A 26,651-nucleotide genomic window follows, 5' to 3' on the forward strand; every position below is an offset into this window, starting at 1 on the left:
GCCTGCCTGATGCTCGCGCTCGCCGCCGCTCTGCTCGGCGCCTGCAAGTCGCCGGCGACGAACTTCTACACGCTGAGCCCCGACGAATCGCTGAGCGGCACCGGCGCGAGCCGGCCGATCGCGGCCGTGATCGGTCCGGTCACGATTCCCGAGATCGTCGACCGGCCGCAGATCGTCACGCGGATCGGCAACAACGAGGTCGAGGTCAACGAGTTCGACCGCTGGGCGCAGCCGCTCGGTGGCGACATCGGCCGTGTGATCGCGGCCGACCTCGGCGCACTGCTGAACTCGCAGCAGGTTTCGGTGTTCGATGCGGTACGCGATCCGTCCGTCGTCTGGCGCGTGCGGATCGACGTGATGCGCTTCGAGTCCGTGCCGGGGCGCGACGTCACCGTCGACGTGCTTTGGGCCGTGCGCCCGCCCGGCAAGATCCGCGCCGTCACCGGCCGCTCGGTCGCTCGCGAGAGCGTGTCCGGTCCCGGCTTCGAGCCGATCATCGCCGCGCATGATCGCGCGCTCGCCTCGGTGAGCCGCGATATCGCCGCCGCCGTGCAGGCGAATCCCGCTCAATGACTCGTCGCGGCGCGTCACGTCGACACGCACGGCGCCCGACCCCGGGTGCGGCGCTGGGTCGCGCGCATAATAAGACCTTGGTCCGATTGCCACAGGCCAGGGCCAAATCCACGATTCAATCGATGCACGGCGCGTGCGTCCGCAGCGATCGTGACGCGCACCTTTCAGGAGTCTTCCGATGGACGCTGAAACGCTGTTGTCACAAAGCCAGGACATTGCCTCGAAAATCACCCGCGTGCTGCAAAAGCGCACGCAAATCGCGCAGCAGCATCTGAACGAACGAGTCACCGAAACGCTCGGCCTGGATCACAACGGCGCGCCGACTGCAAGCGCGATGCCCGCGTCATTCGATCCGCTCAGCGGGTGGCAATACGCGGTGGATGCCGCGCAGCGTTCGCTGCTCTTCTGGGACACGCTATACCGGCGCGGCAATGAATTCGTCGAACGCAGCGTCAGCGGTCCGACGCCGGTGCTGCATTTCGAGTACGACATGCTGCTCGACGGCCGCACGTTCGAGCGGCCGGTCAACTACGCGCTGCTGCAACTTCGTCCGCTCGAAGGCGTGGGCGTCGACGTGCGCAAGCGCCCGTATCTGATCATCGATCCGCGCGCGGGCCACGGCCCCGGCATCGGCGGCTTCAAGGACGATTCGCAGGCGGGCATCGCGCTGCGCGCGGGCTATCCCGTCTACTTCGTGGTGTTCTTTCGCGACCCCGAACCCGGTCAAACTCTGCTCGACGTGTGCAATGCCGAGCAGCGCTTCGTGCGCAAGGTGCGCGCGCTGCATCCGGACAGTCCGAAGCCCGCGATCATCGGCAATTGCCAGGGCGGCTGGGCGGCGATGATGCTCGCCAGCTCGGACCCCGAGGAGACCGGCCCGATCGTCATCAACGGTGCGCCGATGTCGTACTGGAGCGCGGCCTGGAGCGAAGGCGAGGGCGACAATCCGATGCGCTACTCGGGCGGCATGCTGGGCGGCGCGTGGCTCGCGTCGTACGCGGCGGATCTCGGCAACGGCAAGTTCGACGGCGCGTATCTGGTGCAGAACTTCGAAAACCTGAACCCCGCCAACACGTTCTGGGACAAGTACTACCACCTGTACTCGAACGTCGATACCGAACCGCCGCGCTTTCTGGAATTTGAGCGCTGGTGGGGCAGCTACTACCTGATGAATCGCGAGGAGATCGAATGGATCACGCGCAACCTGTTCGTCGGCAACAAGCTGTGGTCGGGTGCGGTGACGAACAGCAGCGGCCAGGCGTTCGATCTGCGTGAAATCCGCTCGCCGATCATCCTGTTCGCGTCGATGGGCGACAACATCACGCCGCCTCAACAGGCGTTCAACTGGGTGGCGGACCTGTACGGCAGTACCGAGGAGATCAAGGCGCGCGGCCAGGTGATCGTCGGTCTGACGCACCAGAACATCGGTCATCTGGGCATTTTCGTGTCCGGCAAAGTCGCGAAGAAAGAGCACAAGCAGATCGTCTCCGTGCTCGAGACCATCGAGACGTTTCCGCCCGGGCTCTACGGCATGACCATCAACGAGACGAGGAACGCGGCCGGAGAGATCGATTACGAAGTGGAATTTCATGAGCGGCGGCTCGAGGAGATTGCCGCGCGCTTGAACCGCTTCGGCCGCATCGACGAAAAGCCGTTCGAAGCGGTCGCGGCGGTGTCCGATATGAATCAGCGCATGTATGAACTGTTCGCGCAGCCGTTCGTGCAGGCGATGTCGAACGAAACGAGCGCCCGCATGCTGCGCCAGTTCCATCCGCTGCGCTGGCAGCGCTGGGCCGTTTCCGCGATGAACCCGTGGCTTGGCTGGCTGCCGGCGGCGGCGCAGTCGGTGCGTGAGAATCGTCAGCGGACCGGCGCGGATAACCCGTGGAGCAAGCTCGAACGCAACGGCTCGCAAATGATCAGCGCGTCGCTCGACTATTACCGCGCGATGCGCGACGCGGTGACCGAGGCCGGCTTCTTCAGCGTGTACGCGAACCTGTATGCGACGTACCTGAGCAAGCCCACGGCCGACGGCGCGCCCGCACAGGCCGGCGCGATCGATCCGCGCGAGCTGCCGTTCGTGCGCACCGCGTTGGAGGCGATCGGCGACGGCGGCTACACGGAGGCGCTCGCGCGCGCGGCCTTCCTGTTGTCGCAAAGAGGCGAGACGTTGCCGCTCGCGCGCTACGAGCTGCGCAAGGAGATCGCCGAAAGCTACGCGGAGTACCTGCCCGACATCAGCAGCGATCACTGGCGGCGCATCCGGGGCGAGCAGGAAATCATCGTCAGCCTCGAACCGGACCAGGCGATTGCGACGCTGCCTAAGCTGCTTTCCCATAGCGAGGACCGCGAGCGCTTTCTGCAACTGCTCGACAAGCTGGCGAGCGATGAGCGCGTGTTGAACGCGTCGCCCGACGCCGCGCAAAAGGACGCGTTCGAACGCATCCGCGCGGTGCTGGGTTCGCGAGTGAACCGCAAGCGCGACGCCCGTTTGCCTGACCCCACGCGCATGTGAGCGAGCGGCGCGTTGCGCGGCCGGATGCAAGCGTGACGCAACGGCGCATCGCGCGTCACGAATCTAACGCGTTGTACACACGAGGAATAAGCCGATGGAAAAGCACGCGAAGTATCAGCGCCTGATCGAGTTCTGCCAGACGCTGCCGGCGATGCCGACAGCGGTCGCGCACCCGTGCGACCAGAGTTCGCTGCACGGCGCGGTGGAAGCGGCGGGCATGGGCCTGATCGCGCCGGTTCTCGTCGGGCCGCGCGTCCGTATCGAAGCGATCGCCGCCGAGCACGGCATCGACATCTCGGACTTCACGATCGTCGATGCAGCGCATAGCCATGCCGCTGCCGCTGTAGCCGTACAACTGGTGCGCGAAGGCAAGGCCGAGGCCATGATGAAGGGCAGCCTGCACACCGACGAGCTGATGGCCGAGGTGATTCGCCGTGACACCGGCCTGCGCACCGAGCGGCGCATCAGCCATTGCTTCGTGATGGACGTGCCCGCGTACGAGAACGCGCTGATCATCAGCGACGCCGCGATCAACATTGCGCCGACGCTCGAAGAGAAGGTCGACATCCTGCAGAACGCGATCGATCTTGGGCACGCGCTGAAATTCGACGAAGTCCGCGTGGCGATCCTGTCCGCGACCGAGAGCGTCAATCCGAAGATTCCATCGACGGTGGAAGCGGCGGCGCTGTGCAAGATGGTGGACCGCGGACAGATCACCGGCGGGCTCGTCGACGGTCCGCTTGCACTCGACAACGCGATCAGCCTCGAAGCCATGCGCATCAAGAAGATCGAGTCGCGGGTGGCGGGACGCGCCAATGTACTGGTGGTGCCGGACCTCGAAGCGGGCAACATGCTGGCGAAAAGCCTGTCGTTTTTGGCCGGCGCGGACGCGGCGGGCATCGTGCTAGGCGCGCGCGTGCCGATCATTCTGACGAGCCGCGCGGATTCGCTGTCCACGCGTCTCGCGTCGTGCGCGGTCGCCGCACTGGTGGCGAAGGCAAGGCGCGAGGCCGCCAAGGTGGTCGGGTGACGCCATGTCGGATGTGATCCTCGTATTGAACGCAGGCTCGTCGAGCCTCAAGTTCCGAGCCTTCGACGCGCAACACGCGCAACTCGAGCTGATTCTGCGCGGCCAGATCGAAGCGCTTTACACGAACCCGCGTTTTCGCGCGACCGATCGCGACGGCAACGTCAGCTCGCACGAATGGGGCGACGGCCATCGCCTCGGCCATCAGGGCGCGATCGAATATCTGGGCGGCTTCTTGCGCGAGCACGGCAGCGGCAATCAACTGAAGGCGGTCGGGCATCGTGTCGTGCATGGCGGACAGCGCTTTGTCGGCCCCGTCCTCGTGACCCCCGAGGTCATCGACCAGCTGGACAGCCTGAGCCCGCTCGCGCCGCTGCATCAGCCGCATAACCTCGCGCCGATCCGCATCCTTGCGCAACTGCGTCCCGACCTTCCACAGGTCGCGTGCTTCGACACCACGTTTCATCGCACGCAGACCGAGACCGCGCAAGCCTATGCGCTGCCCCCGTCGATTACCGACCACGGCGTGCGGCGCTATGGCTTTCACGGGCTTTCGTACGAATACATCGCGAGCGTGCTGCCGCAGATCGCACCGGACGCGGCGGCGGGGCGCACCGTGGTCGCGCATCTGGGCAACGGCGCGAGCATGTGCGCGATGGTCGCGGGCAAGAGCGTGGCCAGCACGATGGGCTTCACGGCGGTGGAAGGCCTGCCGATGGGCACGCGTTGCGGCAGCCTCGACCCCGGCGTGATTCTTTATCTGCTCGACGAGCTGAAGATGGATTCGCAGGCGATCGCGGACCTGATTTACAAGGGCTCGGGGCTGCTCGGCCTGTCGGGCATCGGGGGCGACATGCGCGTGCTGCTCGACAGCGACGACCCGCGCGCGCGCTTTGCCATCGACGTCTACACCTACCGCATCGGGCGCGAACTCGGCAGTCTCGCGGCGGCGATGCAAGGTATCGACGCGCTGGTGCTGACGGCCGGCATCGGCGAGCACGCGGTCGAGATTCGCGAGCGCATCGTGCGCGACGCCGCGTGGCTCGGCGCCGAACTCGACGACGCGGCCAATCGGGCGAACGGGTCGCTGATCACGACCGCTTCGAGCAAGCTGGCGGTCTGGGTCGTGCCCACCAACGAGGAACTGATGATTGCCCGTCATACGCGCGCTATCGCCCCATAGAGGAGTTTCATCATGTCTGTCGAGCAACCGCGTTTGATTCTCGAAGGTGCGAAGGCCCTCGTGACCGGCGTCGCCAACGAGCATTCGATTGCCTATGGATGCGCGAAGGCGTTTCGCGAGCTCGGCGCGAGCGTCGCGCTCACCTATGCGAACGACAAGGCCCTTCCTTATGTGGAACCGATCGCCAAAGCACTCGATGCCGAGATCTTCATGCCGCTCGACGTAACGGGCGAGGACGAAATGGAGGCCGTGTTCGACCGGATCGAGAAAACTTGGGGGGAGCTCGACATTCTCGTTCACGCCGTTGCATGGGCGCCCAAAGCGGATCTGCAGAGCGGCTTGCTGCAATCGTCGCGCGAGGGCTTCCTGAGCGCGATCGATATCTCCTGCCATTCGTTCGTGCGGATGGCGCGCCTCGCCGCGCCGCTGATGAAAGACGGCGGCACCATGCTGACGATGAGCTACTACGGCGCGAACAAGGTGGTGCCGAATTACAACCTGATGGGCCCCGTCAAGGCGGCGCTCGAAGCCTGCGCGCGCTATCTGGCGTTCGAGCTGGGACCGAGGGGCATCCGCGTGCACGCGATTTCTCCCGGACCGCTGCAGACTCGCGCCGCTTCGGGCCTGAGGGATTTCGAGCTGCTGCTCAACGAAGCGGTGCAGCGCGCGCCGCTCGGCGAACTGGTCGACATCATGGACGTCGGCTATACCTGTGCGTTTCTGGCCACGCCGTATGCGCGGCGAGTGTCCGGTTCCACCTTGTATATCGACGGCGGATTGAACATCGTCGCTTAGGGTCTGGAGGAGTAAGCATCATGGCTGAACTGTTTCTTGGAAACGTCGAGGAAAGCGTCTCCGACGAAGAGATCGGCGAGTTCCTGATTCGCTACGGATTCCCGCGCTTCAGTTCGATCCAGCGGGTGCCCGGTACGGGTTCGCGTCCGGGTGCGGTGGTCGTCTTCGACGACGTGCCCACGGACGGGCTGCGCATACTGCAAAGCCGCGTGCATAACCTGTTCTGGAAGAACCACACGATCGTCGCGCAACTGCTGCCGGAGCGCGACGAGTCGTAACGGGCGACGGGAGCCGGAGATGGGTCTGTTGTCGTGGCTGACGAAGCGCAGCGCTGCCCCGGAGAGCGACGATCAGCAGGCGCAGGAAATCGTCGAGCGGATCGTCGGGCTCTGTCCGTCGTTGCGGCTCGCGCGCAACTATGCGTCGCGCCTGCGGCCCGCCGTGCAACACACGCTCGCCTATCTGGACCGGCTCGCCGATGAAGTGCCCCCCGCGCGCGAAGCGAGCGCGGCGGCGTGGGCGACCGACCCATACATCCACGCCTTTTTCGCCACACCCGACGACGTCTGCCCGGTCTTCAACCGCTCCCACGAGCTGAATCAGTTCTTCAACGACCATCCCGTTGCCGATCCGGTATTCGCGGTGCTCGGCATGGCCTTCGACGAGCGGCGCGTTTTCGGCGTCGGCCAAAGAGGCGAGACGACCCAGACCGACCTCGCGCAGACGACCCTCAACTTCAGCGATCACCAGGTGCGCGTGTGCGGCGAGTCCGAAGCCGCGCTGCGGCGTGAAATCCTGTTGCGGATCGTCGATCAGCTCGTGCTCGAAGGCCTCGGCAAGATCGAGGCCGAGACCTCGCGGCAGGACGCATTGGAACGCGAAAGGGCGCTGCTGAAAACGCGTCTGACGATTCTCGAACGGCAAGGGGCGGGCGTGCGCTCGCTGCTGGGTAGCGACGCGTCGTCGAATTACGCGGAGGTGGCGAAGCTGCAGGCGCAGATCGAAGAGAACGATCAGGCTCTAGCGCAACTGGGCCTGAAGACCGAGGCGCTGGAGCGGCATCTCGACGTGATGTGCGGTGTGCTGCAGGCGCCGGACGCGCATGTCTACGTGCGCAAGAGAAAATACCGGCTCGACAGGATGAACGTCGTCGTGGAAGACGGCGATACACGGCCCGCGCACGAAATCGAGTTTCGCCTTGCGCATCTGCCGGCAAGTCCCAATGCGATGCGGGTTTTCTCGACGGTGCGTTTCCGACGCGCTGATTTTTCGCCGCTCTTCAGCGACCTCGCGCAAGCGCACCGCCTGCTCTGATGCGAGCCATGCTCGCTATTTGACCGTGACCGGTGCCTCCGTCTGACCGAACCCCGTATTCGCGACACACACGAGCGCCGCCGCGACGATCAGTTTGCGGTTAATCATGCTGTTCCCCTTGTGTGGTCAATTGACGGTGTAACCCCGGCCCGACATGCATGCGGCGAAAGCGCGATTGAACGTGTCCATCGCGCCCTGCGTTTGCGCCTGCGAATTCGCCGCGGCCGCGCGCCGGTTCTGCCGCGCGCGCGATCCACCCACCATCGTGCCGGTCGCCGCGCCGATCGCCGCGCCCTTGCCGGCGTCGCCCGCAATCGCGCCGATGATTGCGCCGCCGGCCGCGCCGCGCGCCGCGCCCTGCACGCGCTCGCCGCCTCCCACCGCGGGGCCGGAAGGCGGGGGCGGGGCGTTGGCGACCTGGGTCGGATCGATGCCGGTATTGTTCTTCGCCCACGCATAGCAGGCCCCTTCGTCCTGCTGCTGTTGCTGCGGGCTCTGCCCTCTGGCCGGATACGCTATCGGCCTCGATTGCGCGATGCCTTCGAGCGATAGCGACGCCGTCAACGCAGCAATAACGGCATATTTCGTCGATTTGTTCACGACAGCTCCTTGCGTGGGCACACGCGGATGCGAGTCGCCGGCTGCCTGTCGGTTCAGGCGTGAGGGCGCAACCGGCACCCGTGAATGGGAATTCTGATGGGACCGGTTGCCGCGCGGTGGATGCGCAGCAATGGCAGGTTCGCTTTCATCATGGCGTCGCGGGCTTGTTTGGCGCAATCGGACCAAGGTCGTATTTGCAATATCGTTTGTGATTTCCAAACTGTATTCATGCAACAGGTGCAGGTCGTTTCCATTGCTTCGGAGAACTGTCTGTCGAAAATTATGGCCGTGGACTGCCGCGTAGCGATGCAGCCCGAGGCCGCTGACGAAGCGCAAGGGGAAGCATCGATGGACCGCGATTCGCGTGCGCGCGCACGCACCATCCCGTTTGCAACGGCGCTCGACGACGAGCCGAGGCGCGCGCGACGCGTCAGCCATGTGCTGGGCGCCGCGCTTCTGGCGTGCTGCGGCGCGTTCTCCATTGCGGTGTCGCTGGCGCAGGCGCCGGCCGCGAACGCCCCGGCGAACGCGGCCAACGCGCCCATTCCCGCGGCGACGCTCGATAAGCTCGTCGGACCGATCGCGCTGTATCCGGACGACCTGATCGCGATAATCCTGCCTGCGTCCACCTATCCGGTGGAAATCGTGCAGGCCGACCGGTTTCTCGACCAGTACAAGAACAACAAGTCGCTGAAGCTCAACGACGCGTGGCACGATCCGATAAAGGCGCTGCTGAATTACCCCGACATCGTCAAGAACATGAGCACCGATCTCGACTGGACGATCGATCTCGGCGAGGCCGTCGTCGCCGATCAGGGCTCGGTGCTCGAAGCGATTCAGCGCTTCCGGCGCCAAACGCAGTCGGCGGGGCATCTGAAATCCGACGACAAGCAGGTCGTGGTCGTCGAGAAGGAAGTGATCAAGATCCAGCCGGCCGATCCGCAGGTGATCTACGTGCCGCAGTACAACCCGCAGACCGTCGTGGTGGCCAGTGCACCCGTGACCTACGCGTATGCGCCCACGCCATATCCGGCCTACTACTATCCGTACGCGCCCGGCGCCGCGCTCGCGACGGGGCTGATCTGGGGCGCGGCGATTACCGCCGCCTGGAACGGCGGGCACTATGAAACGCATTACGGGGGCGGCGGCAACAACAACATCAACATCAACCGCGAAAGAAACGTCGAGCGCGGCGATAGAACCGTTAACCGGGGCGATAGGAACGTCGAGCGCGGCAATATCAACACCGGCAATGTCAACACCGGCGACATCAACCGCGGCGGCGGTCGCGGGCAGGGAGGCGGTACCTCCGCATGGACCCCGGACAAGAAGCCGGGCCAGGTCAGCGGTATCTCGGATCGTTCGGCGCGCACGCAGCGGGTCGGCGATCCGCCGTCGCGCGGCGGCAGCGCGGGTGCGGGTGCGGGCGGTGGGTTGGCAGGCGGCAACCGCGGCGGAGCGGGCGGCGTTGCCGGCGCGAACTTTGCGGGTGGCGGCGCAGGCGGTGCTGGCGGCGGTGCGGGCGCCAACTTCGCAGGGGGCGGCGCTGGCGCGCAAGGGCGGCCGCAGCCGTCCCAGCGTCCGACGGCGTCGACGGGCGCGCGCGGCGGCGATGCGTTCAGCGGCTACGGCTCGGCGCGCGACGCGCAGGCCAATAGCGCGCGCGGCGCGGCGAGCCGCCAGTCGGCGGCGCGTGGCGGCGGAGGCGGATACGCCGGTGGCGGTGGATTCGGCGGCGGTGGCGGCGGCGGATTTTCCGGCGGCGGGCGTGGCGGTGGCGGATTCACGCCGCGGGCCGGTGGTGGCGGCCGCGGCGGCGGACGGCGATAAGGAGATGGTATGGACGGGCAGAGCATCACCGGAAAGCGCGCACGCGACGTTTCGCGGCGACGCGTGACCTCATCGCGGCGGCTGTGCGCGATGGTGCTCGCGCTGTCGGTTCCAATGGCGGCGTTCGCCGCAGGGCAGCGCACTTTCGCCAACCCGGAAGACGCGGTCGCCGCGCTGTCCAGCGCGCTGAAGACCGACGACGAAGCGTCGCTCGTCGCGATCTTCGGCGAAACGCACAAGAGCCTCGTGGTCTCGCCGGATCAGGCGGAGAACGAGGCGAACTGGGCCAAGGCGAGCAAGGAGCTGGACGCCTATCACTTGCTCGACGACAGGGGACCGAACCGGCGGATTCTGCTGGTCGGCGACGAGGCGTGGCCGATGCCGATACCGATCGTCAAGGAGGGCGGCAGCTGGCGCTTCGCGACCGAAGAGGGCGAAGAAGAACTGATCAATCGACGCATCGGCTCCAACGAACTCGCAGCGATCAGGGTGCTGGAGGCTTATCTCGACGCGCAGCGCCAATATGCGTCGCGCGACCGCAACCACGACGGCCTGCACGAATACGCGCAGAAGCTGGCCAGCACGCCGGGCAAGCAGGACGGTCTCTACTGGCATACCGACGAAAACAGCGACGAAGAGGAAAGTCCGTTCGGCCCGCTCGTCGCCGCCAGCTCCGAATATCTGAAAGGCCACGCGGCGGGCGATCCTTACCGGGGCTACCAGTTCCAGATCCTGACGCGGCAGGGCAAGAACGCGCCGGGCGGCGCGTTCAGCTACGTAATCAACGGGCACATGATCGCGGGGTTCGCGATGGTCGCTTATCCGGCGCAGTACGGCAAGAGCGGCGTGATGACCTTCGTGGTGAGCAACAACGGCGTGATCTACCAGAAGGACCGTGGCCCGCATGCGCCGCCGGTGACCGAATTCAACCCGGATCACACGTGGCAGCGCGTCAAGGATTCGCTCTGAACCGCTCGGGGTCGGCAGTGGCCACGCCCGCGCCGCGCGCCCGTGCTTCCGTCGGCTCCGCTTTCGTACTCGAGGCGCTACGTTGAACCACCCACCTGGCTTCACCGGCCTCGCGTCAGCCACGCCACCCGCGCGCGGGTGGCGCTCCGCGTTTCCGCCCGCGCAATGGCTGCGAAGCTATCAGCCGCGCTGGCTCGCGAAAGACGCGGTCGCCGGTGTGACGCTCGCGGCCTATGGCATTCCGGTATCGCTCGCGTATGCGTCGCTCGCCGGCGTGCCCCCGCAATACGGCATCTACGGCTATCTGGTGGGCGGCCTCTGTTACGCGCTGTTCGGTTCGTCGCGCCAGCTCGCGGTCGGCCCGACCTCGGCGATCTCGATGCTGGTCGGCGTGACGGTTGCGACGATGGCCGACGGTGATCCGGCGCGCTGGGCTTCGATCGCCGCGCTCACGTCGGTGCTGATCGCGTGCATGTGCGTGATCGGCTGGCTGCTGCGCCTAAGTTCGCTCGTCAGCTTCATCAGCGAGACGATTCTGCTCGGCTTCAAGGCGGGCGCCGCGCTGACGATCGCGATGACCCAGTTGCCGAAGCTGTTCGGCGTGAAAGGCGGCGGCGAATTTTTCTTCGAACGGATCGCCGTGCTGTGGGGGCAGCTTCCGCTGACCAATGTCAGCGTGTTCGCCTTCGGTCTCGTTTGCATCGCGTTGCTGCTGCTCGGCGAAAAGCTTCTGCCGGGGCGTCCGGTGGCGCTCGCCGTGGTCGCTGCGTCGATCGTCGCGCTGTCCGTCACGTCGCTGGGCAGCCGCGGCTTTACGCTGGTGGGTGCGCTGCCTCAGGGCTTGCCTGAATTCCGTCTGCCGGGGCTGCGGGTAAGCGATGTCGATGGCATCATCCCGCTCGCGTTCGCGTGCCTGTTGCTCGCCTATGTCGAGAGCGTGTCGGCCGCGCGCGCGCTCGCGCAGGCACATGGTGACGAGATCGACGCCCGCCAGGAATTGCTCGGTCTCGGCGCGGCCAATCTTGCCGCGGGATTGTTCCAGGCGTTTCCGGTCGCGGGCGGGCTGTCGCAATCGTCGGTCAACGACAAGGCCGGCGCGAAAAGCCCGCTGGCGCTGGTCTTCGCGTCGCTGGCGATCGGCTTCTGTCTGATGTTCCTCACCGGACTGCTCGCGAATCTGCCCAACGTCGTGCTGGCGGCGATCGTGCTCGTGGCCGTGAAAGGCCTCGTCGATGTCCGCGAATTGCGTCATGTATGGCGCGTGAGCCGCTTCGAATTCGCGATTTCGATGGTGGCGTTCGCGGCGGTGCTGCTGTTGGGCATCCTGAAGGGCGTGATCGTCGCGGTGCTGGTGTCGATGCTGCTGATCATCCGCCGCGCCGCGCATCCGCATGTCGCGATGCTCGGGCGTATTCCCGGCACGCGCTATTTCTCCGATCTCGAACGTCATGCCGAGAACGAGACGATTGCGCATGTGCTGGCGGTGCGGGTCGAGGCGTCGCTGCTGTACTTCAACGTCGAGCACGTGCGCGAGACGATCTGGCGCATGATCCGCGCGGCTCCCGAGCCGGTGCGGCTCGTGATCTGCGATCTGTCGGCGTCGCCGGTCGTCGATCTGGCGGGCGCGCGCATGCTCAAGGCGATGCACGTCGCGCTGCAGGCGGCGGGCACCGGGATGAAGGTCGTCGGCGCTCACGCGGACGTGCGCGACCTGCTGCGCGCCGAGGGGCTCGAGGTTCGTGTCGGCCACATCAGCCGACGCGGCTCGGTGGCCGACCTCGTCGACGCATTCCAGCAAAACGGCGATCTCGCGGACGAAGCGGGTCGCGGATGATCTCGAGGAGAAAACCAAATGTCACGTCAATTGCTTCCTGGCGCGCGCGCGCTCACACACGACGCCGTGCACTCCCTCACGATCACGCAGTGGCTGGCGGCAGCGGCGCTGCTCGCCAGCCCCGTCTTGTGCCATGCAGCGAACCTGAACTTTCTGAAAGACACGCCCGTCGCCTACATGCACGAAGCCGACCGTAAAGCGCTCAACGATGCGGCGCAAAAGGCGCTCGATACGAAAAAGGATGGCGAATCGTACGAGTGGAGCAATGCGGGCACCGGCAATTCCGTTTCGATCACGGGCACGGTGACGCCGCAGGATACGACGAAGGACGGCGATCGAACCTGCCGGACCGCGACGCTGACCGCGGTTGCGAAAGGACAGACCCAAACCTGGACGCCGATCGTCTGCAAAACCGGCGATGGACCGTGGAAGGTACTGAAGAGATAAGCACCTGCGCGTCGCTCGATACGAACCATTTGCGCTGTTGATGCATAATTTGCCCAGCGTTTCGCGGCTCATGCACAAGGCAGACACATGGAACACTCTTACGCTAACGACGATACCGGCAATCTGATCCTGCTCGAACACGTCAACCTGAAAATCCCCAACCAGATTCTCGCGACCGCCTTCTACGTCACCGGCCTCGGGCTCACGCGCGATCCGTTCGTGATGACTGGGGTCGAGAATATGTGGATCAACATCGGCCGCTCGCAGATTCACTTGCCGCACGGGGCGGCGCAACGTTTGCGCGGCAGTGTCGGTCTCGTGGTGGGCGAACTCGACGCGCTGGTGAAGCGTTTGCGCTCGGTCGAGCCGCTGCTCGCCGGCACCGGGTTCGGCTGGACGGAGCGCGCAGGCAGTGTCGAAGTGACGTGTCCATGGGGCAATCGCTACGAGTGCCTCGATCCCGTCGATCGATCCGCGTCGGCTCCGTGGTCGCAAATCGATCTGGGCATCGCGTTCGTGAAGATGGATGTGCCGGTCGGCAGCGCGCTGCCTATCGCGCGCTTTTACCGCGATATGTTCGATGCGCCCGTCGACATCGAAGAGAAGCATGGCTTGCACCGCGCGATCATCGACATCGGCACGCATCAGCAACTGCTGTATGCGGAGACAACCGAGCCCGTTCCTGAATACGACGGGCACCACATCGCCATTTACACGGCGGCTTTTTCGGAGCCGTTCAGGCGGCTCGCCGAAAAAGGCCTCGTGTATGGAGAGGAGCCGCATCAATACCGGTTTGCCGACCTCGTCGATCTGGCGTCCGGGCAGCGTTGCTTCAGGCTCGAGCACGAAGTGCGCAGCCTGCATCACCCGCTTTACGCGCGACCTCTGGTAAACCGCAATCCGGAACAGACCGACCGGAACTATCTGCAGGGCGCCGATTGGCGCGGCGGGCGGTTCTGATCGGCTCAATGAGCGGTCTATTCAGTGGAAAAACTCATGAGCGTATTCGGAGACAAGATCGACTGCCATTGCCACGTGTTCGATCCGACTGCGGCGGCAGATCCCGTGGGAAACGCCGCAACGTAGGTGAAAACGATGACCAGGGCGGCAGTGACTGGCGACAACGGTGCGCGCCGATCGCTTGCCACTCCTTAACGCTTTACTCTAGAAAATCCACAACACATCGGCTACCCTTAATCGAGCCGGTTTGCCGCGGACCCGTGCATCACTTCTCCCCTCTGCGAAGCCGACCCGTCCTGACAGAGCTGAACAACGATTCGAAGCCGTACGCTTTTGTTGTCTGCGAGGGTTGCGCCACCGTGTTTTTTCACGCTGTCGTCCGCGTGGATCCATGTCGCACTCCTGCGCTGCAATTCATAGGAATGTAAAAAGCTAGGAGACGCTCATGCCATTCAACCGTATTCAGGGAATTGTCGGCCTGCCACTGCTCGCCATCGCGTTCGGCTTGCCCGTGGCTCATGCCGCCGACGAAGTACAGAACAGCGCGACCACCACCGCCGCGCCGGTGCCATCGACGCTTCAGCCCGTCACCCAGGATCAGCTCGATCGCGCCGGCAGCATGACGGCGGTCTGGCTGCATTCGAACGGCTCGTATGCGCAGACGCGCTATTACCCGGGCTCGCAGATCAACAGGACGAACGTCGCGAAGCTCAAACCGGTGTTCATCTTCCAGACGGCTGTCAACGAATCGATGGAAACGGCGCCGATCGTGAAGGATGGCGTGATGTTCCTGACCACGTCGTTCAATCATGTGTACGCGATCGATGCGAAGACGGGCAAGGAGTACTGGCATTACAAGCACAAGATGGGTCCGGTCACGACGTTCTGTTGCGGACCCAACAACCGTGGCGTCGCGATTTCGGGTGACCGGCTCTATATGGGCACGCTCGACTCCAAGCTCGTCGCGCTCGACGCCAAAACCGGCAACGTGCTGTGGCAAACCCAGATCGCCGATCCCGACCAGGGCTACTCGGAAACGATGGCGCCGGCGGTCGTCGACGGCAAGGTGCTGATCGGCACGAACGGCGGCGAGTACGGCATTCGCGGCTTCGTGAAGGCGTACGACGCGAATTCCGGCCAGTTGCTGTGGACTTTCTACACGATTCCCGAAACCGGCCAGGAAGGCGTGTGGGCGACCAAAGACGCGACCGGCCGCGACGAGAAGCGCGACATCGACGCAGAGAAGAAGCAGCTGGCCGACAAGGGCGGCGACTTCTACAAGACGCTCGGCGGCGGCGTGTGGATGACGCCGGCGATCGACCGGAAAACGAACACGGTGTACTTCATGGTCGGCAACCCGTCGCCGGACCTGTATGGCGCGATCCGGCCGGGAGACAACCTCTATACGGACTCGCTCGTCGCGATCGATCTCGACACCGGCAAGTACAAATGGCACTACCAGTACGTGCCGCACGACGTCTGGGACCTCGACGCGGTGAGCCCGCCGGTGCTGATCGACGTGCGCGACAACGACGGCAAGATGATCCCCGGCATCGTGCATGCGGGCAAGACCGGTCACGTGTACGTGCATGATCGTGCGACCGGCCGTCTGATCCGCTTCTCGCAGGCGATGATTCCGCAGGAAAACATGTGGACGCTGCCGACCGCGGCCGGCGCGCGCATGTTGCCGGGCGCGAACGGCGGCGTCGAATGGTCCCCGATCGCGTTCGATCCGCAGACGCGTCTCGTCTACGCGGCCAACCTGCATCAGCCGATGACGTACCAGGTCGAGGACGCCGCCTATCCGGGCGGCAGCAAGCTGTGGCTCGGCGGCGCGTTCAAGGTGATCCCGTCCGAGGCGCAATGGGGCAAGCTGTCGGCCGTCAACGTCGACACCGGCAAGGTCGCGTGGGACTACAAGACCGACCAGCCGCTGATCGGCGGCGTACTCGCGACGGCGGGCGGCCTTGTGTTCAACGGCGAGGGCAACGGCCTGTTCCGGGCGTTCGATGCCGCGAACGGCAAGAAGCTGTGGGAGTTCCAGTGCGGCGCGGGCGTCAACGCGCCGGCCGTGTCGTACACGCTCGACGGCAAGCAATACGTGGCGGTCGCGGCGGGCGGCAATACGCAGCTCGACTACAAGCGCGGCAATAGCGTCATCGTGTTCGCGGTGCCATGAGGGGGCCGGCGCCGCGGGGAGCGCCGGGTGGGGCGCGCGCTGCATGGGCGGCGCTGCTGTGCGGCGGATTGATCGCCGCATGGCTGCCGTCGGGCGCGCGCGCCGACGCCGAGGCGGGCAAGGCGAAAGCGCAGGTGTGCGTGGCCTGTCACGGACCGATGGGCAATTCGACCAATCCGGACTATCCGATTCTGGCCGGCCAAACCGCGCGCTATATATATCTGGAACTGAAGGACTTCAAGCAGGGACGGCGCAGCGATCCGCGCATGTCGCCGATGGCGGCGAACCTGTCGGCCGAGGACATGCAGGACCTCGCCGACTACTTCGCCGCGCAGAAGCCCATATCGGTGCAGTTCAAAGCGGATGGCGCCAGCATAGAAGCGGGCAGCAGGAAGGCCGCCGAGGTGCTGTGCACGATGTGCCACCTGGGCGGCTTTTCCGGGCAGAACGAGATTCCGCGCGTCGCGGGCCAACATTATCAGTACATCGTCAAAGAGTTGCAGGACTTTCGCTCGCACACGCGCACCAACGATGCGGGCAACATGACCAGCGTGACGCGTAATCTGACCGACGACGACATCCATCATCTGGCCGCCTATATCAACAATCTGCAGTAGCGGGGGGAAGAGACGATGACAGACATGATCACTCGGCCACTTGTGGCCGCCGTTCTGCTCGCCGCCGCGTTCGGCGCTTGCGTGCCGGCGCTCGCGCAGGACCAGGGGGAAATCAACCGCCAACTGCTCGCGGCCGCGAAGGACGACGATCAGCAGTCGGTCGTCGCGGCGCTGCAGCGCGGCGCGTCGGTCGATGCGATGAACCGGATCGGCGACACCGCGCTCGTCACCGCGTGCAAGAAGGGCGATACGGCGATGGCGCGCACGCTGATCGAGCGCGGCGCGAACGTCCAGCATGCGAACGCGCCGGGCGATACACCGCTGATGGCCGCCGCCTACGGCGGCTTCGACGAGATCGTCGCGCTGCTGCTCGCGCATGGCGCCGATCCGCTCGCGACCGATCGCGTCGGCAAGACCGCGATGGAATACGCGGCGGGCGAGGGGCAAACGAAGGTCGTCGGTCAATTGCTCGATGCCGGCGTCGACGTGAACCGGACCTACAAGAACGATCTGACCGCGCTGATGTGGGCGGCCGGCTACGATCGCGCGGAGACTGCCCAGCTGTTGCTCGCGCGCGGCGCGAACCGGTCGTTGAAGGACAACCGGGGAATGACGGCGAAAGACATCGCGGTACAGACGAAGTCGGCGCGGGTCGCGGGGTTGTTGTCGGCGAGTTAGCGGCTGGAATCAAGCGCGCAATGCCGGCCGCGCTTGCGCCAGAATCGCCGGCAACGCCTCGAACGAATCGATCAGCGCGTCGCAACGCGGCATGTCGGCGCCGCTCGCGCTGCCATAGCCATAGCTGACGATAAAGACCGGCAGACCGGCCGCGCGCGCCGCCGCGACATCGACCGATGAATCGCCGACCAGCACGCAACGTTCGGGCTCGGCGTCGAGCAGCCGGCACGCGTGCCAAAGGGGTTCGGGCGACGGCTTCATGCTCGCCACGGTGTCGCCCGCGATCAGCCCGTCCAGATGAGCGGCGAGCCCCGTTTTGTCGAGCAGCGCCGCCGCCAGCGCCTGCGGCTTGTTGGTCACGCACGCGCAGCGGTACCCGTGCTGCCGCAACGCGTGCAGCCCGGCCATCACGCCGGGATATACCCGACCCAGCTCCGCGTTGGTCACCGCGTAATGCCGCTCGAATATGTGCTGCGCGTGCTCCAGTTCGACATGCTGGCCGAGGCCCGCCGCGTTCAGCGAGCGTTGCACGAGCTTGCGCACGCCGTTGCCGATGAAGCCGGTCACCATGCCTGACGGCAGGGGCTCGGCGCCGAAGTCTTTCAGCATCAGGCCGGTGGCCGCGACGATGTCCGGCGCGGTATCGACCATCGTGCCATCCAGATCGATCAGGACAGCGTGGTAGCCGCGGTTCATCGCCATGACGCGCTCGCGTTCGCGTTCGCCTGGTCCGCGTTCAGTGCGCCGCGCGCGGCCGAATCGGGACGCCGTGTGGCGTCTTCATGCCAGCGACGCAGTGTCGCCAGATCCACCCAGCGATGCCATTCGCCGCGCACCATCGGAACGATCGGCGCATGCGGATCGCCGAGATGAGGCAACACGGCCAGCGCGCCATCGAAGTCCTCATGCGCGTTAAAAGTGCTCGGCGTGACGACGACCGTCACGCGCGCGGCGCGCGCCGCGAGCAACCCATTGCGCGAGTCCTCGAAGGCGAGGCAGGCTGCGGGCTGCAAGCCGAGCTGTTCGAGCACGTGTCGATAGACGTCGGGGGCGGGCTTTTTCGCCGGCGTGGTGCCGGCGTCGCCGATCGCCGCGAAGCGATGGCGCCAGCTGGCGCCGAAATGCGCGTGCAATAGCGCGTCGAGGTTGGCGGGCGTCGTGGTCGTCGCGATCGCCACGCGCAGGCCGGCCTCGTTCGCCTCGTCGATCAGACGCGTGATGCCGGGTCGCAGCGGCACGCCGCGCTCGCGCACGCGCTCGGTGTAGTGGCGCGTCTTCAGTGCGTGCAGCGCGTCGACGGCCTCTCGCGCTCGCGGGCCCGCGGCTTCCTCGCACGCGACCGTGCGCCAGTAATGCAGCAGACGCTCCTTGCCGCCCGCCACTTTCAGCAGGCCCGAATAGAGCGCTTCGTCCCAGAACCAGTCGAGGCCCGCTTCCGCAAACGCGGCGTTGAACGCTTGCAGATGAGCGGTCTCGGTGTCGGCGAGCGTGCCGTCGACGTCGAAGATAAGGGCTTGCATCGTGCGGTCCTCGCGAGGGTGGGGTGCCGTTCAGACACGCACCACGATAGCCGAGCCATCCGCCGACTCAAATTCAAAGATTCTTTCGCCGTCGCTAAGCATTGCATTATGTGCCGACGAGCACGCCGCAACATGCGCGCCGCGCCGCGTCATTTGCCCAGCTGCGGATCGGTCACGAAGCCCAGCTTCGTCAGCCCGCCGCTTTGCGCCGCCGACATCACGATCGCGACCCGCTCGTACGGCACCTTGCGATCGGCGCGCAAATGCAGCTCCGGCTGCGGCGTCGCGAGGGCGGCCTGCGCGATGCGCGCGCGCAAGCCGTCGTCGGTCACGGGCTGACCGTCCCACAGCACCGTGCCGTCCGCTTGCACCGCGACGTCCACATGCGCGGGCTTGACCGCTTCCGGCTGACTGCTCGCATGCGGCAGATCGATCCTGACCGCGTGTTGCAGCGCCGGAATGGTGACGAGAAAAATGATCAGCAGGACCAGCATCACATCGACGAGCGGCGTCATGTTGATCTCGTTCATCAGACCTTGATCGTCGTCGTCGGAGAAAGGGCTCATTGCCATTCGAGGTCTCCGTCGCGAGTTGCGTTCGTCGCGTTGGTGCCGCGCGGTACCACGCGCATCTGCGGGCCGGCGCTCGACGGCAATTGCGCACCGGTCACGAAGTACGCATGCAAGCCGTGCGCGAAGCGCTTCAGGCGCGCGACGATCGAGCGGTTCGCGCGCGTCAGTCCGTTGTAGCCGAGCACGGCCGGTATCGCGACGAAGAGCCCGAACGCCGTCATGATCAGCGACTCGCCGACCGGGCCGGCGACATGATCGATCGACGTCTGACCGGTCTCGCCGATCACGATCAGTGCATGGTAGATGCCCCATACGGTGCCGAACAGCCCAACGAAAGGCGCAGTGCTGCCGATCGAAGCAAGAATCGCGAGGCCGCTTTGCAGACGTGCGATCGTTTCGTCCATCGTGTCCTGCAGACGCCGGGTGATCCAGTCGGACACATCGATGCGGTCGTGCAACTGCTGCTGCGTCTGCCGATGATGCGTCGCGGCTTCATGGCCCGCCAGCGCGAGCGCGAGCAACGGATTGTCGTGCGCGCTCGAATCCGGGTAGCCGAGGGCGTGCAGCCCGTCGTCGAAGCGGTCCGCGCTCCAGAAGCGCGCGTCGCTCTGGCTGGTCACGCGCCTGAGGAGGACCACTTGCCACAGCTTCACGATGATCACCGTCCACGACAGCACCGACATGATCACGAGCACGCACAGAATGCCGCGCGTGACGAAATCACCCGAATCCCATACGTTTGCGATTCCGTAATGTTGCATGGCGAGTTCCTTCGGTTGGTGTCGGTGGTCTGTTTGGCGGTTCGGTTACATCGGTTCGGTCACTCGGTCACTCGGTCAGTCCGAATACGAACGACTGCGAATACGCGGCGCGCACCGGCGTGCCGTTTTCGGTGTAGGGCTGGCAGGCACCCGCATGCACGGCGGCGAGCGCCGCGTCGTCGAGCCGAGCCGAGCCGCTGCTGGATTGCAATTGCGCTGTTTCGATATGCCCGCTCAGACCGACGACGAAGCGCACGATCGCCGTGCCATGCTCGCCGCGCCGCTTCGCGACGTCGGGATAGTCGGGCTTCGGAATCGAGCAGTCGACATGCGCCACGTTGCGCGGCTCGGTCGACGCGGGCACCGCCGGATGAGCGGCGGGAGCGGATGCGGCCGACGGCGCGGCGGCCGTTGGCGTGGCGGGCACGGCGGCCTGCGGCGCCGCCGATGGCGCGGCGGTTTGCGTGACGGGCTGCGTGGTGCTTTCGCGTGTCGGAGACGGTGTCGGCACAGGCTTTTCCACACTATGCGGCACCTGCGCGCGCGGCTGCGGCGCCGGTTTGGGGTGCACGGCGGGATGCGTGACGGCTGGCGTGGGTGCCGGCGGGACGACAGCGGCTGGCGGGGGCGGCGTGGGTGATGAAACAACCGGAGCGGGAGGCTCGGGGCTCAGCAGCAACGCGGTGATCGTGCGCGGCTCGACCGGACGCTCGACGATCCGGTTGCGTGCGCTCAATGCGATGGCAAGCAGCAGCAGGTGCGCGACGATCACGGCGCCCAGCACGATCGCCGCGCGACGGTAGCCGGCCGCGGGATTCGCAGAACTTGCTGGGTGCACCACGGCAACTTGCAGCATCATCGCCACCTCCGCGGTCATTGTCCTCCGTGGACCCCGCTTTTCAAACCCGCGACGGACGGCGCGAAGCAATTCGGGAAAATCTCCCGCCGATCCGCGTTGTCAAACAATCACCCGGTGGGCTACCTTGAAACGATGACGCGAACCATCGCGGCGCCGCCATATCAACACGGAGTACAACGATGCTGGAGACACGGATTCCCCCCCGACCGCCACGCCGTTCCCTCGCGCTGGCTTGCGCGCTCGTGCTGGCCGCGAGCGCCGCGCATGCCACGGCCGCGCCGCTCGCCTACGTGACGAGCGAGAAGGCCGGCGTCGGCGTGATCGATCTCGACCAGATGACGCTTGCGCAGACCTTTCCGGTCGGCGCGGACGGCCCGCGCGGCCTGAGCCTGAACGCCGACGGCACGCGTCTATTGGTCGCCAACAAGAACACCAACGATCTCGCGGTGATCGACACCGCCACCGGCAAGGTCGTCAAGCGCGTGAAGATCGGCAAAAACCCTGAATATGTGCGGGTGCGCAACGGCTACGCGTACGTGACCTACGAGCCCGGCGAGGATGGCGGGCCGCCGGGAGCGAAACCGGAAGGCAAACCCGACGCGAAAGGGGACAACAAGCCCGAAGCGAACGCGGGCGGCAAGCCCGGCGCGGACGACGACGACGCGAACAAGCCGCCCGCTGAAATCGCGATCATCGATATGAAGAACTGGCACGTGATCCGCTCGGTCACGAGCGGCCACGAAACCGAAGGCATCGAATTCTCGCGCGACGGTCAGATGATGCTGGTCACCAACGAAGGCGACGATACGGTGTCGATCTATCACGCACGAACCGGCGCGCCGATCAGGACCGTGAAGCTCGCGGCGGGCGGGCGGCCGCGCGGCATCCGGCTGTCGCCCGATGGCAAGCACTATGTGGTCACGCTGGAGTCGCTCAGCAAGCTCGTCGTGATCGACGCGCACACGTTCGAGGTGGTCAAGACCGTCGATACCAAACTTGGGCCCTATGGCGTCGCGTTCGGGCCGGACGGTCATCGGCTTTTCGTGGCTGCTGCGCGCGACAAGGTCGTGCAGGTGTTCGACGGCCACACCTTCGAACATGTCGCCGATGTGCCGGTCGGCCAGCGCTGCTGGCATTTCAGCTTTACGCCGGACGGCTCGAAGCTGATGGTCGCGTGCGGGCGCTCCGACGCGGTGTACGTGCTCGACGCGAAGAGCTATCAGCCGCTCAAGCAGATCGGTGAACTGCCGCTCGCGTGGGGCATCGTCACGTATCCGCATAGCGATGGGTCGATCGAATCGCATTGAGTGGGATGCTGGCGAAGAGGCTGTTGCAGATCTTTTCGAGGTCTGTTGGCTTTGCGTTGCTGAGTTGGTATTGACTTCCTGTCTTGTACCGCTCTACGAGAACGGGCACAAATGAGCCGCCTGAGAGGGGCGGCTTTTTTACGTGTGCCGGGCATGCTCAACAGCTCGGGGGCAAGTCTCCTGTCCTGCCTAAATCCCGATTCCGCACACGCAGAAATATGCAATAGAAACGAGTTATCCGAAACCAATAGCGTCAATTTTTGTAAAAACGGGCTTATCCCGAATTAAAGTCGTTGGCCGTGGTCCGTTTCGATGGTTAATTCTCGTAGCAATGCCAGAAAACTCATGAGGAGTGCAATGGAGGAACAGATGCAGCAAAGCAGTGGGACGGATTGGACAGTCGAGGAAGAATGCGGAGTTTGCAGCATTATCTTTTCTATTTATTCCAAGTTCCCGCCGATGCCGTCCGCACAGGCCTTGAACATGGAAACCGGGGAGTTCTTTCCGTTTGAGAGGGTTCGTAAGCTGAAAAGCGGTTATGCCATGGCAGAAGCGCTGGGCGTTGCATGGGCGTGCAATTGTCGCGAACGATCAAAGAAGCGTTTCGATGAACAGTTCACGCTTTGGGACCCGAACGGGCGCGCGCTTTCCGATACTCTCTATACGGTCCGATTCCCATCGGGCGAGTTGAAGCATGGTTGGCGACAAGATGAGAACTTACAGCCATGACCATCAGGGTCGCTTAGTTAAGGGCTTGCTCAGGCGTCGTCACCGTGAGGCAGAAATGTTCGAGGCAGGGATCTATGACTCATCACACTAAACTTATCGCGGCGATTGCATTCTGGCCGATCTTCTCAATAGCGGCCACCGTTTATTCGGGGGAGTTCGATTACAAGCAGATCCAATCATCGGCGACGTATTTCTCCGGCCACTCGGAAAAGGAAATTGATCGTTTGTGCAAGAGCGGAGAGCATGCGACGAATGATGATCTAGCTCAATGCCAACACCGGGAATTTGAGCGTGCAAAGGTGCGACTGGATGACAAGCTTAAGGCTGTTACGGCGCGATTTGAGCGGGGAGATAATTTTTTAAAAACCTATGATGAGAAACCATTGGCGATGCCATATTTCGTTTCGGCGCAAGTTTCTTGGATGAAGTTCCGTGACAGTCAATGTTATGCCGAAACATATATGATGGGCGAGGCGGCAGAGCGCGATATATATTTTTGGGGATGTATGACTGACATTACGCAAACGCGCGTAAACGAGTTGGCGAAATTGCTCAAAGATTGGAGTGTTCACTAAAAAGTCCCGTTTCGGCGAAGCTATTTGAAACGGGAATTTATGATGCGCAGCACTAGTATGTTTTTCTGCTATTCATTATGTCGCAGGCGACCTATTCTTCACAGTCCATCTATGGATGCCTATGGGGAGCCTGCAGCATTACCCTATTTAAAAAAGGCGCAGGCGAACTGGTTGCTTTATAGCGAAGACGACTGGTCCGCGCCGCTTTGCCGGCATTGCGCTCGTGCAGAACCCCCAAGCGACCGCAAGACCGAAGCCATCCGATCCCACCACGCAATCCACCTCTACTTCCACCCATATCTCATCCCCACCCAAAACCCCCTCGGCGCCCCCGGCCCGACGAACTGCTCGTTGACCGGATTCGCGCCGTTGAACGTATTCCCCGGCCCGGTAAAGAAGTTCGCCCCCAGCGCGCCGAAGCTCGCATAGCGTTTATCGAGCAGGTTCGACACCGATGCGAACACCTGCAACTGTTTCGTCACCTGATACGAAGTGTCCATATCGATCAGCAGATAGCCGGAGATCTTGCCATTCACGTCCTGATTGTTCTCATCGCCCTGCGCGTAGATGCTGCCGCGCCACGTCAGGTTCGTGCCGATTCGCCATTTCGAGGTGGCCGCGTAATCGAGCCGTAGTTTGACGGTCGTCGCCGGAATGCTCGGGATGTGGTCGCCGGGATGCACGGTGATGTTGCCGTTCGCGTCGGCGCTCGAATTGCTGCGGCTGCTTTCGACCCATGTCGACTGGTAGGTCGCGTTGACGTAGCTATAGCTGCCGGTCACCGTGAGCGGACCATATTTCGTCTGCCCTGCCAGTTCGACGCCTTGCCGGCGCGTGCGCCCGACGTTCTGGAAAAAACCCTGCGAACTGCCCGCACCGTTACTGCTGATGAACTGGATGTCGTTGTCGAGCGTCGTGCTGTAAGCGGCGGCGCTCCATGTCGTGTTGCCGCCGATCCTGCCGCGCGCCCCGACTTCATAGGTCTTCGAAATAACCGGCTGCAACGGCGGATCGGAGATGAAGTCGTTCGGCAGCGAACATGGCGCGTTCGGATCGGCGCAGGCCAGTTCGATCGCGGTCGGCGAGCGCATGCCCTCGTTGTAGGTCGCATAGGCGGTGAAGGCAGGCGTCGGGTTCCAGTTGATGCCGACCGCCGGATTGAAGCGCGAGAACGTATGGTGGCCGTTGAGCTGCGGCTGCGTGCCGGATTCGTCGCCGATCGTCGCATCGGCCCAGTTGTAGCGGCCCGACAGCGTCAGCGACCACTGCGGCGTCAGCGACAGTGTGTCCGTCAGGTAGATGCCGTAGTTCGTGTTGTGCGTGTTCGCGTTGGTTTGCGGTTCGAAATTGCCGATGCCGACCGTCGCGCGCGAATCGGTGAACATCGCGTCCTGCGACGACTGCGTGAAGTGCGAATTGGCGGCATCGACGGCCATGCCCGCGATGAACTGGTTCTTCATGCCGCCGAGCTTGCCGAGCAGCGTCAGTTGCAAGCTCGCGCCGTAGCTGTCGGTCGTCACGGTCGATTGCACGTTGGTCGCCTGCAACGTATCGACGTCGCCGTCGTCCCCGATCTTGCCGAAGTTTTCGTTGACGTTACTGCTGGTATTGGCATTGCGAAAGTGTCGGTAATACGCGTTGCCGCTCAGCTCGACGTTGTCGTTGAAGTAATGATCGCCCGACAGCGTCAGGTAGCCGACGCTATTCTGATTCCGGTCGGGATACGTGTACGGTTGCTTCGGGTTGTTGAGGAACGAGCGCGGAATAGTTTGCACGCCGTGCAGATCGTTGTCCGCGCCACCGGCCGACAACGACAGCGTGGTGTCGGCGTCGGTATAGCGCAGCTTGCCGAATGCCTGGCGGATGCGGCTCTCGTTCTGCTCGGCCCAGCCGTTGTCGTTCGCGGCGTTGGCGGTGAAGTAGTAATCGAGGTTCTGGCCGATCGTGCCGCCCTGTTCGATCTGCGCGGCCTTGCGTCCCCACGAGCCGCCCTGTATTTCGGCCTCGCCGACCGGGTTGTCCTTGCCGTTTTTCGTCGTGATCGCCAGCGCGCCGCCGAGCGTGTTGAAGCCGAAGGTCGGATTGGAGCCGGGGATCAGCTGCATCGTGTCGATTGCCTGTTGCGGTATCAGGTCCCAGTTCACGACGTCGCCGAACGGCTCGTTCACGCGCACGCCGTCGACGAATACCGACAAGCCCTGCGGCGTGCCCAGCAGCGGCGATGCAGTGAAGCCGCGATAGAACAGGTTCATCTGATACGGATTGCCCTGAGCGTCGGAGATCGAGACGCTAGGCAGATTCGCCGCGAGGTAATCGGTAAGCGTCTGGCGTCCCTGTCGTTGAATATCGGCCGCATGGACCGTCTGCACGTTGGCCGGCACTTGCGTCAGCGGCGTGCCGATGCCGAGCAACGGCGTGGTGCCTACGACGACGATCGGCGCGAGGGTCGTGGTGGGTGTCGTGTTGTTGGTGGCGTTGTCGTCGGCGGCCTTGGAAGGCGCCGCGGAAGACGCCGAAGCCGGCGCCGACGCCGACGCCGCGACCGGCGGCTCGGCTTGCCCCTGCGCCCATACGCCCGTGGACAAACCGGCGAGCGCGCCCCCCACACAGAAGGTGATGCCGGCGCGCCGCTGAAGCCGGCGTTTGCGGCGTGCTTGAGATCGCATGCTCATCGTTGTTGTCTCCTGCCGGCTTGTTATGCGCGCGTGTCGCGCGTTGTTCGACGTTGGTGTAAAGCTTCGCATACACGTCTGTAAGCCGCGCGGGAGCTTTTCCCGATCTGCCGGGGAAGCGTTCCCAAACTCGCG

General features: G+C 64.4%; 25 protein-coding genes. 18 read left to right on the forward strand and 7 right to left on the reverse strand.

Annotation, left to right across the window (positions count from 1 at the left end; genetic code table 11):
• The first annotated feature begins 9 nt into the window (after nucleotides 1-9).
• From G5S42_RS14980 to G5S42_RS15010, 7 genes are all read left to right on the forward strand, one after another.
• Nucleotides 10-573 (forward strand): PqiC family protein, encoded by a 564-nt coding sequence (locus G5S42_RS14980; RefSeq protein ID WP_176110531.1) that lies wholly within the window; start codon nucleotides 10-12, stop codon nucleotides 571-573.
• 178 nt (nucleotides 574-751) lie between these two features.
• Nucleotides 752-3,088, forward strand: coding sequence for a DUF3141 domain-containing protein (locus G5S42_RS14985; RefSeq protein WP_176107428.1), 2,337 nt, complete (start codon nucleotides 752-754; stop codon nucleotides 3,086-3,088).
• Between the two features lie 94 nt (nucleotides 3,089-3,182).
• On the forward strand, nucleotides 3,183-4,118 hold the full coding sequence (locus G5S42_RS14990; RefSeq protein WP_176107429.1) for a phosphate acetyltransferase: 936 nt from the start codon (nucleotides 3,183-3,185) through the stop codon (nucleotides 4,116-4,118).
• A 4-nt stretch (nucleotides 4,119-4,122) separates the two neighbouring features.
• Nucleotides 4,123-5,298 (forward strand): acetate/propionate family kinase, encoded by a 1,176-nt coding sequence (locus tag G5S42_RS14995; protein ID WP_176107430.1) that lies wholly within the window; start codon nucleotides 4,123-4,125, stop codon nucleotides 5,296-5,298.
• Nucleotides 5,299-5,310: 12 nt separating this feature from the next.
• Entirely contained in the window at nucleotides 5,311-6,093 is a 783-nt protein-coding gene (gene fabI / locus G5S42_RS15000; protein ID WP_176107431.1) for an enoyl-ACP reductase FabI, read from the forward strand.
• A 20-nt stretch (nucleotides 6,094-6,113) separates the two neighbouring features.
• Nucleotides 6,114-6,371, forward strand: a complete 258-nt coding sequence (locus tag G5S42_RS15005; protein ID WP_176107432.1) for an RNA-binding protein — start codon at nucleotides 6,114-6,116, stop codon at nucleotides 6,369-6,371.
• 19 nt (nucleotides 6,372-6,390) lie between these two features.
• On the forward strand, nucleotides 6,391-7,407 hold the full coding sequence (locus G5S42_RS15010) for a hypothetical protein (protein WP_176107433.1): 1,017 nt from the start codon (nucleotides 6,391-6,393) through the stop codon (nucleotides 7,405-7,407).
• Nucleotides 7,408-7,533: 126 nt separating this feature from the next.
• On the opposite strand, the gene G5S42_RS15015 is transcribed toward G5S42_RS15010, so the two are convergent.
• Nucleotides 7,534-8,007 (reverse strand): glycine zipper family protein, encoded by a 474-nt coding sequence (locus G5S42_RS15015; RefSeq protein WP_176107434.1) that lies wholly within the window; start codon nucleotides 8,005-8,007, stop codon nucleotides 7,534-7,536.
• Between the two features lie 282 nt (nucleotides 8,008-8,289).
• Here G5S42_RS15015 and G5S42_RS45185 point away from each other — a divergent pair, with 282 nt between their 5' ends.
• The 8 genes from G5S42_RS45185 to G5S42_RS15055 all read left to right on the forward strand — a co-directional run bounded on the left by G5S42_RS45185 (nucleotide 8,290) and on the right by G5S42_RS15055 (nucleotide 17,521).
• Nucleotides 8,290-9,837: a DUF3300 domain-containing protein gene (locus tag G5S42_RS45185; RefSeq protein ID WP_281375096.1), complete on the forward strand. Its 1,548-nt coding sequence runs from the start codon at nucleotides 8,290-8,292 to the stop codon at nucleotides 9,835-9,837.
• A 9-nt stretch (nucleotides 9,838-9,846) separates the two neighbouring features.
• The gene (locus G5S42_RS15025) at nucleotides 9,847-10,806 is read left to right on the forward strand and encodes a DUF2950 domain-containing protein (RefSeq protein ID WP_176107436.1); all 960 of its coding nucleotides are present in this window, start codon (nucleotides 9,847-9,849) and stop codon (nucleotides 10,804-10,806) included.
• A gap of 82 nt (nucleotides 10,807-10,888) precedes the next feature.
• Nucleotides 10,889-12,640: a SulP family inorganic anion transporter gene (locus tag G5S42_RS15030; protein ID WP_176107437.1), complete on the forward strand. Its 1,752-nt coding sequence runs from the start codon at nucleotides 10,889-10,891 to the stop codon at nucleotides 12,638-12,640.
• An 18-nt stretch (nucleotides 12,641-12,658) separates the two neighbouring features.
• On the forward strand, nucleotides 12,659-13,087 hold the full coding sequence (locus G5S42_RS15035) for an RT0821/Lpp0805 family surface protein (RefSeq protein WP_176107438.1): 429 nt from the start codon (nucleotides 12,659-12,661) through the stop codon (nucleotides 13,085-13,087).
• Between the two features lie 87 nt (nucleotides 13,088-13,174).
• Nucleotides 13,175-14,047: a VOC family protein gene (locus G5S42_RS15040; RefSeq protein WP_176107439.1), complete on the forward strand. Its 873-nt coding sequence runs from the start codon at nucleotides 13,175-13,177 to the stop codon at nucleotides 14,045-14,047.
• Nucleotides 14,048-14,492: 445 nt separating this feature from the next.
• Nucleotides 14,493-16,226, forward strand: coding sequence for a pyrroloquinoline quinone-dependent dehydrogenase (locus tag G5S42_RS15045; RefSeq protein WP_176107440.1), 1,734 nt, complete (start codon nucleotides 14,493-14,495; stop codon nucleotides 16,224-16,226).
• Nucleotides 16,223-16,843, forward strand: coding sequence for a c-type cytochrome (locus G5S42_RS15050; RefSeq protein WP_176107441.1), 621 nt, complete (start codon nucleotides 16,223-16,225; stop codon nucleotides 16,841-16,843). The genes G5S42_RS15045 and G5S42_RS15050 overlap by 4 nt, the downstream gene beginning before the upstream one ends.
• 15 nt (nucleotides 16,844-16,858) lie before the next feature.
• Nucleotides 16,859-17,521: an ankyrin repeat domain-containing protein gene (locus G5S42_RS15055; RefSeq protein WP_176107442.1), complete on the forward strand. Its 663-nt coding sequence runs from the start codon at nucleotides 16,859-16,861 to the stop codon at nucleotides 17,519-17,521.
• Nucleotides 17,522-17,530: 9 nt separating this feature from the next.
• On the opposite strand, the gene gph is transcribed toward G5S42_RS15055, so the two are convergent.
• The 5 genes from gph to G5S42_RS15080 form a co-directional block, all read right to left on the reverse strand.
• Entirely contained in the window at nucleotides 17,531-18,223 is a 693-nt protein-coding gene (gph, locus tag G5S42_RS15060) for a phosphoglycolate phosphatase (RefSeq protein WP_176107443.1), read from the reverse strand.
• On the reverse strand, nucleotides 18,214-19,041 hold the full coding sequence (locus tag G5S42_RS15065; protein WP_176107444.1) for an HAD family hydrolase: 828 nt from the start codon (nucleotides 19,039-19,041) through the stop codon (nucleotides 18,214-18,216). The genes gph and G5S42_RS15065 overlap by 10 nt, the downstream gene beginning before the upstream one ends.
• 149 nt (nucleotides 19,042-19,190) lie before the next feature.
• Entirely contained in the window at nucleotides 19,191-19,613 is a 423-nt protein-coding gene (locus tag G5S42_RS15070; protein ID WP_176107445.1) for an ExbD/TolR family protein, read from the reverse strand.
• Nucleotides 19,604-20,374, reverse strand: a complete 771-nt coding sequence (locus tag G5S42_RS15075; protein WP_176107446.1) for a MotA/TolQ/ExbB proton channel family protein — start codon at nucleotides 20,372-20,374, stop codon at nucleotides 19,604-19,606. Before G5S42_RS15075 ends, G5S42_RS15070 begins: the two co-directional genes overlap by 10 nt.
• A 67-nt stretch (nucleotides 20,375-20,441) precedes the next feature.
• Nucleotides 20,442-21,233 (reverse strand): TonB family protein, encoded by a 792-nt coding sequence (locus G5S42_RS15080; RefSeq protein ID WP_246392001.1) that lies wholly within the window; start codon nucleotides 21,231-21,233, stop codon nucleotides 20,442-20,444.
• Nucleotides 21,234-21,412: 179 nt separating this feature from the next.
• Between G5S42_RS15080 and G5S42_RS15085 the strand changes: the two genes are divergently transcribed.
• From G5S42_RS15085 to G5S42_RS15095, 3 genes are all read left to right on the forward strand, one after another.
• A complete protein-coding gene (locus G5S42_RS15085) occupies nucleotides 21,413-22,540 on the forward strand; it encodes a YVTN family beta-propeller repeat protein (RefSeq protein ID WP_217709897.1) in 1,128 nt (375 codons plus the stop codon).
• A gap of 357 nt (nucleotides 22,541-22,897) precedes the next feature.
• Entirely contained in the window at nucleotides 22,898-23,269 is a 372-nt protein-coding gene (locus tag G5S42_RS15090; protein WP_176107448.1) for a hypothetical protein, read from the forward strand.
• A gap of 74 nt (nucleotides 23,270-23,343) precedes the next feature.
• Nucleotides 23,344-23,844, forward strand: coding sequence for a lysozyme inhibitor LprI family protein (locus tag G5S42_RS15095; RefSeq protein WP_176107449.1), 501 nt, complete (start codon nucleotides 23,344-23,346; stop codon nucleotides 23,842-23,844).
• Between the two features lie 284 nt (nucleotides 23,845-24,128).
• Here the strand turns inward: G5S42_RS15095 and G5S42_RS15100 are convergent, their stop codons facing one another.
• Nucleotides 24,129-26,516, reverse strand: a complete 2,388-nt coding sequence (locus G5S42_RS15100; protein WP_176107450.1) for a TonB-dependent receptor — start codon at nucleotides 26,514-26,516, stop codon at nucleotides 24,129-24,131.
• Nucleotides 26,517-26,651: the final 135 nt, after the last annotated feature.

Origin of the sequence: Paraburkholderia youngii, from assembly GCF_013366925.1 — a bacterium.
Classification (GTDB): Bacteria; Pseudomonadota; Gammaproteobacteria; order Burkholderiales; family Burkholderiaceae; genus Paraburkholderia; species Paraburkholderia youngii.

What these genes read in the sequence shown, in the direction of transcription:
- G5S42_RS14980 (WP_176110531.1), top strand. Translation starts at nt 10, where the DNA reads ATGCTCGCGCTCGCCGCCGCTCTGCTCGGCGCCTGCAAGTCGCCGGCG.
- G5S42_RS14985 (WP_176107428.1), top strand. Translation starts at nt 752, where the DNA reads ATGGACGCTGAAACGCTGTTGTCACAAAGCCAGGACATTGCCTCGAAA.
- G5S42_RS14990 (WP_176107429.1), top strand. Translation starts at nt 3,183, where the DNA reads ATGGAAAAGCACGCGAAGTATCAGCGCCTGATCGAGTTCTGCCAGACG.
- G5S42_RS14995 (WP_176107430.1), top strand. Translation starts at nt 4,123, where the DNA reads ATGTCGGATGTGATCCTCGTATTGAACGCAGGCTCGTCGAGCCTCAAG.
- fabI (WP_176107431.1), top strand. Translation starts at nt 5,311, where the DNA reads ATGTCTGTCGAGCAACCGCGTTTGATTCTCGAAGGTGCGAAGGCCCTC.
- G5S42_RS15005 (WP_176107432.1), top strand. Translation starts at nt 6,114, where the DNA reads ATGGCTGAACTGTTTCTTGGAAACGTCGAGGAAAGCGTCTCCGACGAA.
- G5S42_RS15010 (WP_176107433.1), top strand. Translation starts at nt 6,391, where the DNA reads ATGGGTCTGTTGTCGTGGCTGACGAAGCGCAGCGCTGCCCCGGAGAGC.
- G5S42_RS45185 (WP_281375096.1), top strand. Translation starts at nt 8,290, where the DNA reads ATGGCCGTGGACTGCCGCGTAGCGATGCAGCCCGAGGCCGCTGACGAA.
- G5S42_RS15025 (WP_176107436.1), top strand. Translation starts at nt 9,847, where the DNA reads ATGGACGGGCAGAGCATCACCGGAAAGCGCGCACGCGACGTTTCGCGG.
- G5S42_RS15035 (WP_176107438.1), top strand. Translation starts at nt 12,659, where the DNA reads ATGTCACGTCAATTGCTTCCTGGCGCGCGCGCGCTCACACACGACGCC.
- G5S42_RS15040 (WP_176107439.1), top strand. Translation starts at nt 13,175, where the DNA reads ATGGAACACTCTTACGCTAACGACGATACCGGCAATCTGATCCTGCTC.
- G5S42_RS15045 (WP_176107440.1), top strand. Translation starts at nt 14,493, where the DNA reads ATGCCATTCAACCGTATTCAGGGAATTGTCGGCCTGCCACTGCTCGCC.
- G5S42_RS15050 (WP_176107441.1), top strand. Translation starts at nt 16,223, where the DNA reads ATGAGGGGGCCGGCGCCGCGGGGAGCGCCGGGTGGGGCGCGCGCTGCA.
- G5S42_RS15055 (WP_176107442.1), top strand. Translation starts at nt 16,859, where the DNA reads ATGACAGACATGATCACTCGGCCACTTGTGGCCGCCGTTCTGCTCGCC.
- gph (WP_176107443.1), bottom strand. Translation starts at nt 18,223, where the DNA reads ATGGCGATGAACCGCGGCTACCACGCTGTCCTGATCGATCTGGATGGC.
- G5S42_RS15065 (WP_176107444.1), bottom strand. Translation starts at nt 19,041, where the DNA reads ATGCAAGCCCTTATCTTCGACGTCGACGGCACGCTCGCCGACACCGAG.
- G5S42_RS15070 (WP_176107445.1), bottom strand. Translation starts at nt 19,613, where the DNA reads ATGGCAATGAGCCCTTTCTCCGACGACGACGATCAAGGTCTGATGAAC.
- G5S42_RS15075 (WP_176107446.1), bottom strand. Translation starts at nt 20,374, where the DNA reads ATGCAACATTACGGAATCGCAAACGTATGGGATTCGGGTGATTTCGTC.
- G5S42_RS15080 (WP_246392001.1), bottom strand. Translation starts at nt 21,233, where the DNA reads ATGATGCTGCAAGTTGCCGTGGTGCACCCAGCAAGTTCTGCGAATCCC.
- G5S42_RS15085 (WP_217709897.1), top strand. Translation starts at nt 21,413, where the DNA reads ATGCTGGAGACACGGATTCCCCCCCGACCGCCACGCCGTTCCCTCGCG.
- G5S42_RS15090 (WP_176107448.1), top strand. Translation starts at nt 22,898, where the DNA reads ATGGAGGAACAGATGCAGCAAAGCAGTGGGACGGATTGGACAGTCGAG.
- G5S42_RS15095 (WP_176107449.1), top strand. Translation starts at nt 23,344, where the DNA reads ATGACTCATCACACTAAACTTATCGCGGCGATTGCATTCTGGCCGATC.
- G5S42_RS15100 (WP_176107450.1), bottom strand. Translation starts at nt 26,516, where the DNA reads ATGAGCATGCGATCTCAAGCACGCCGCAAACGCCGGCTTCAGCGGCGC.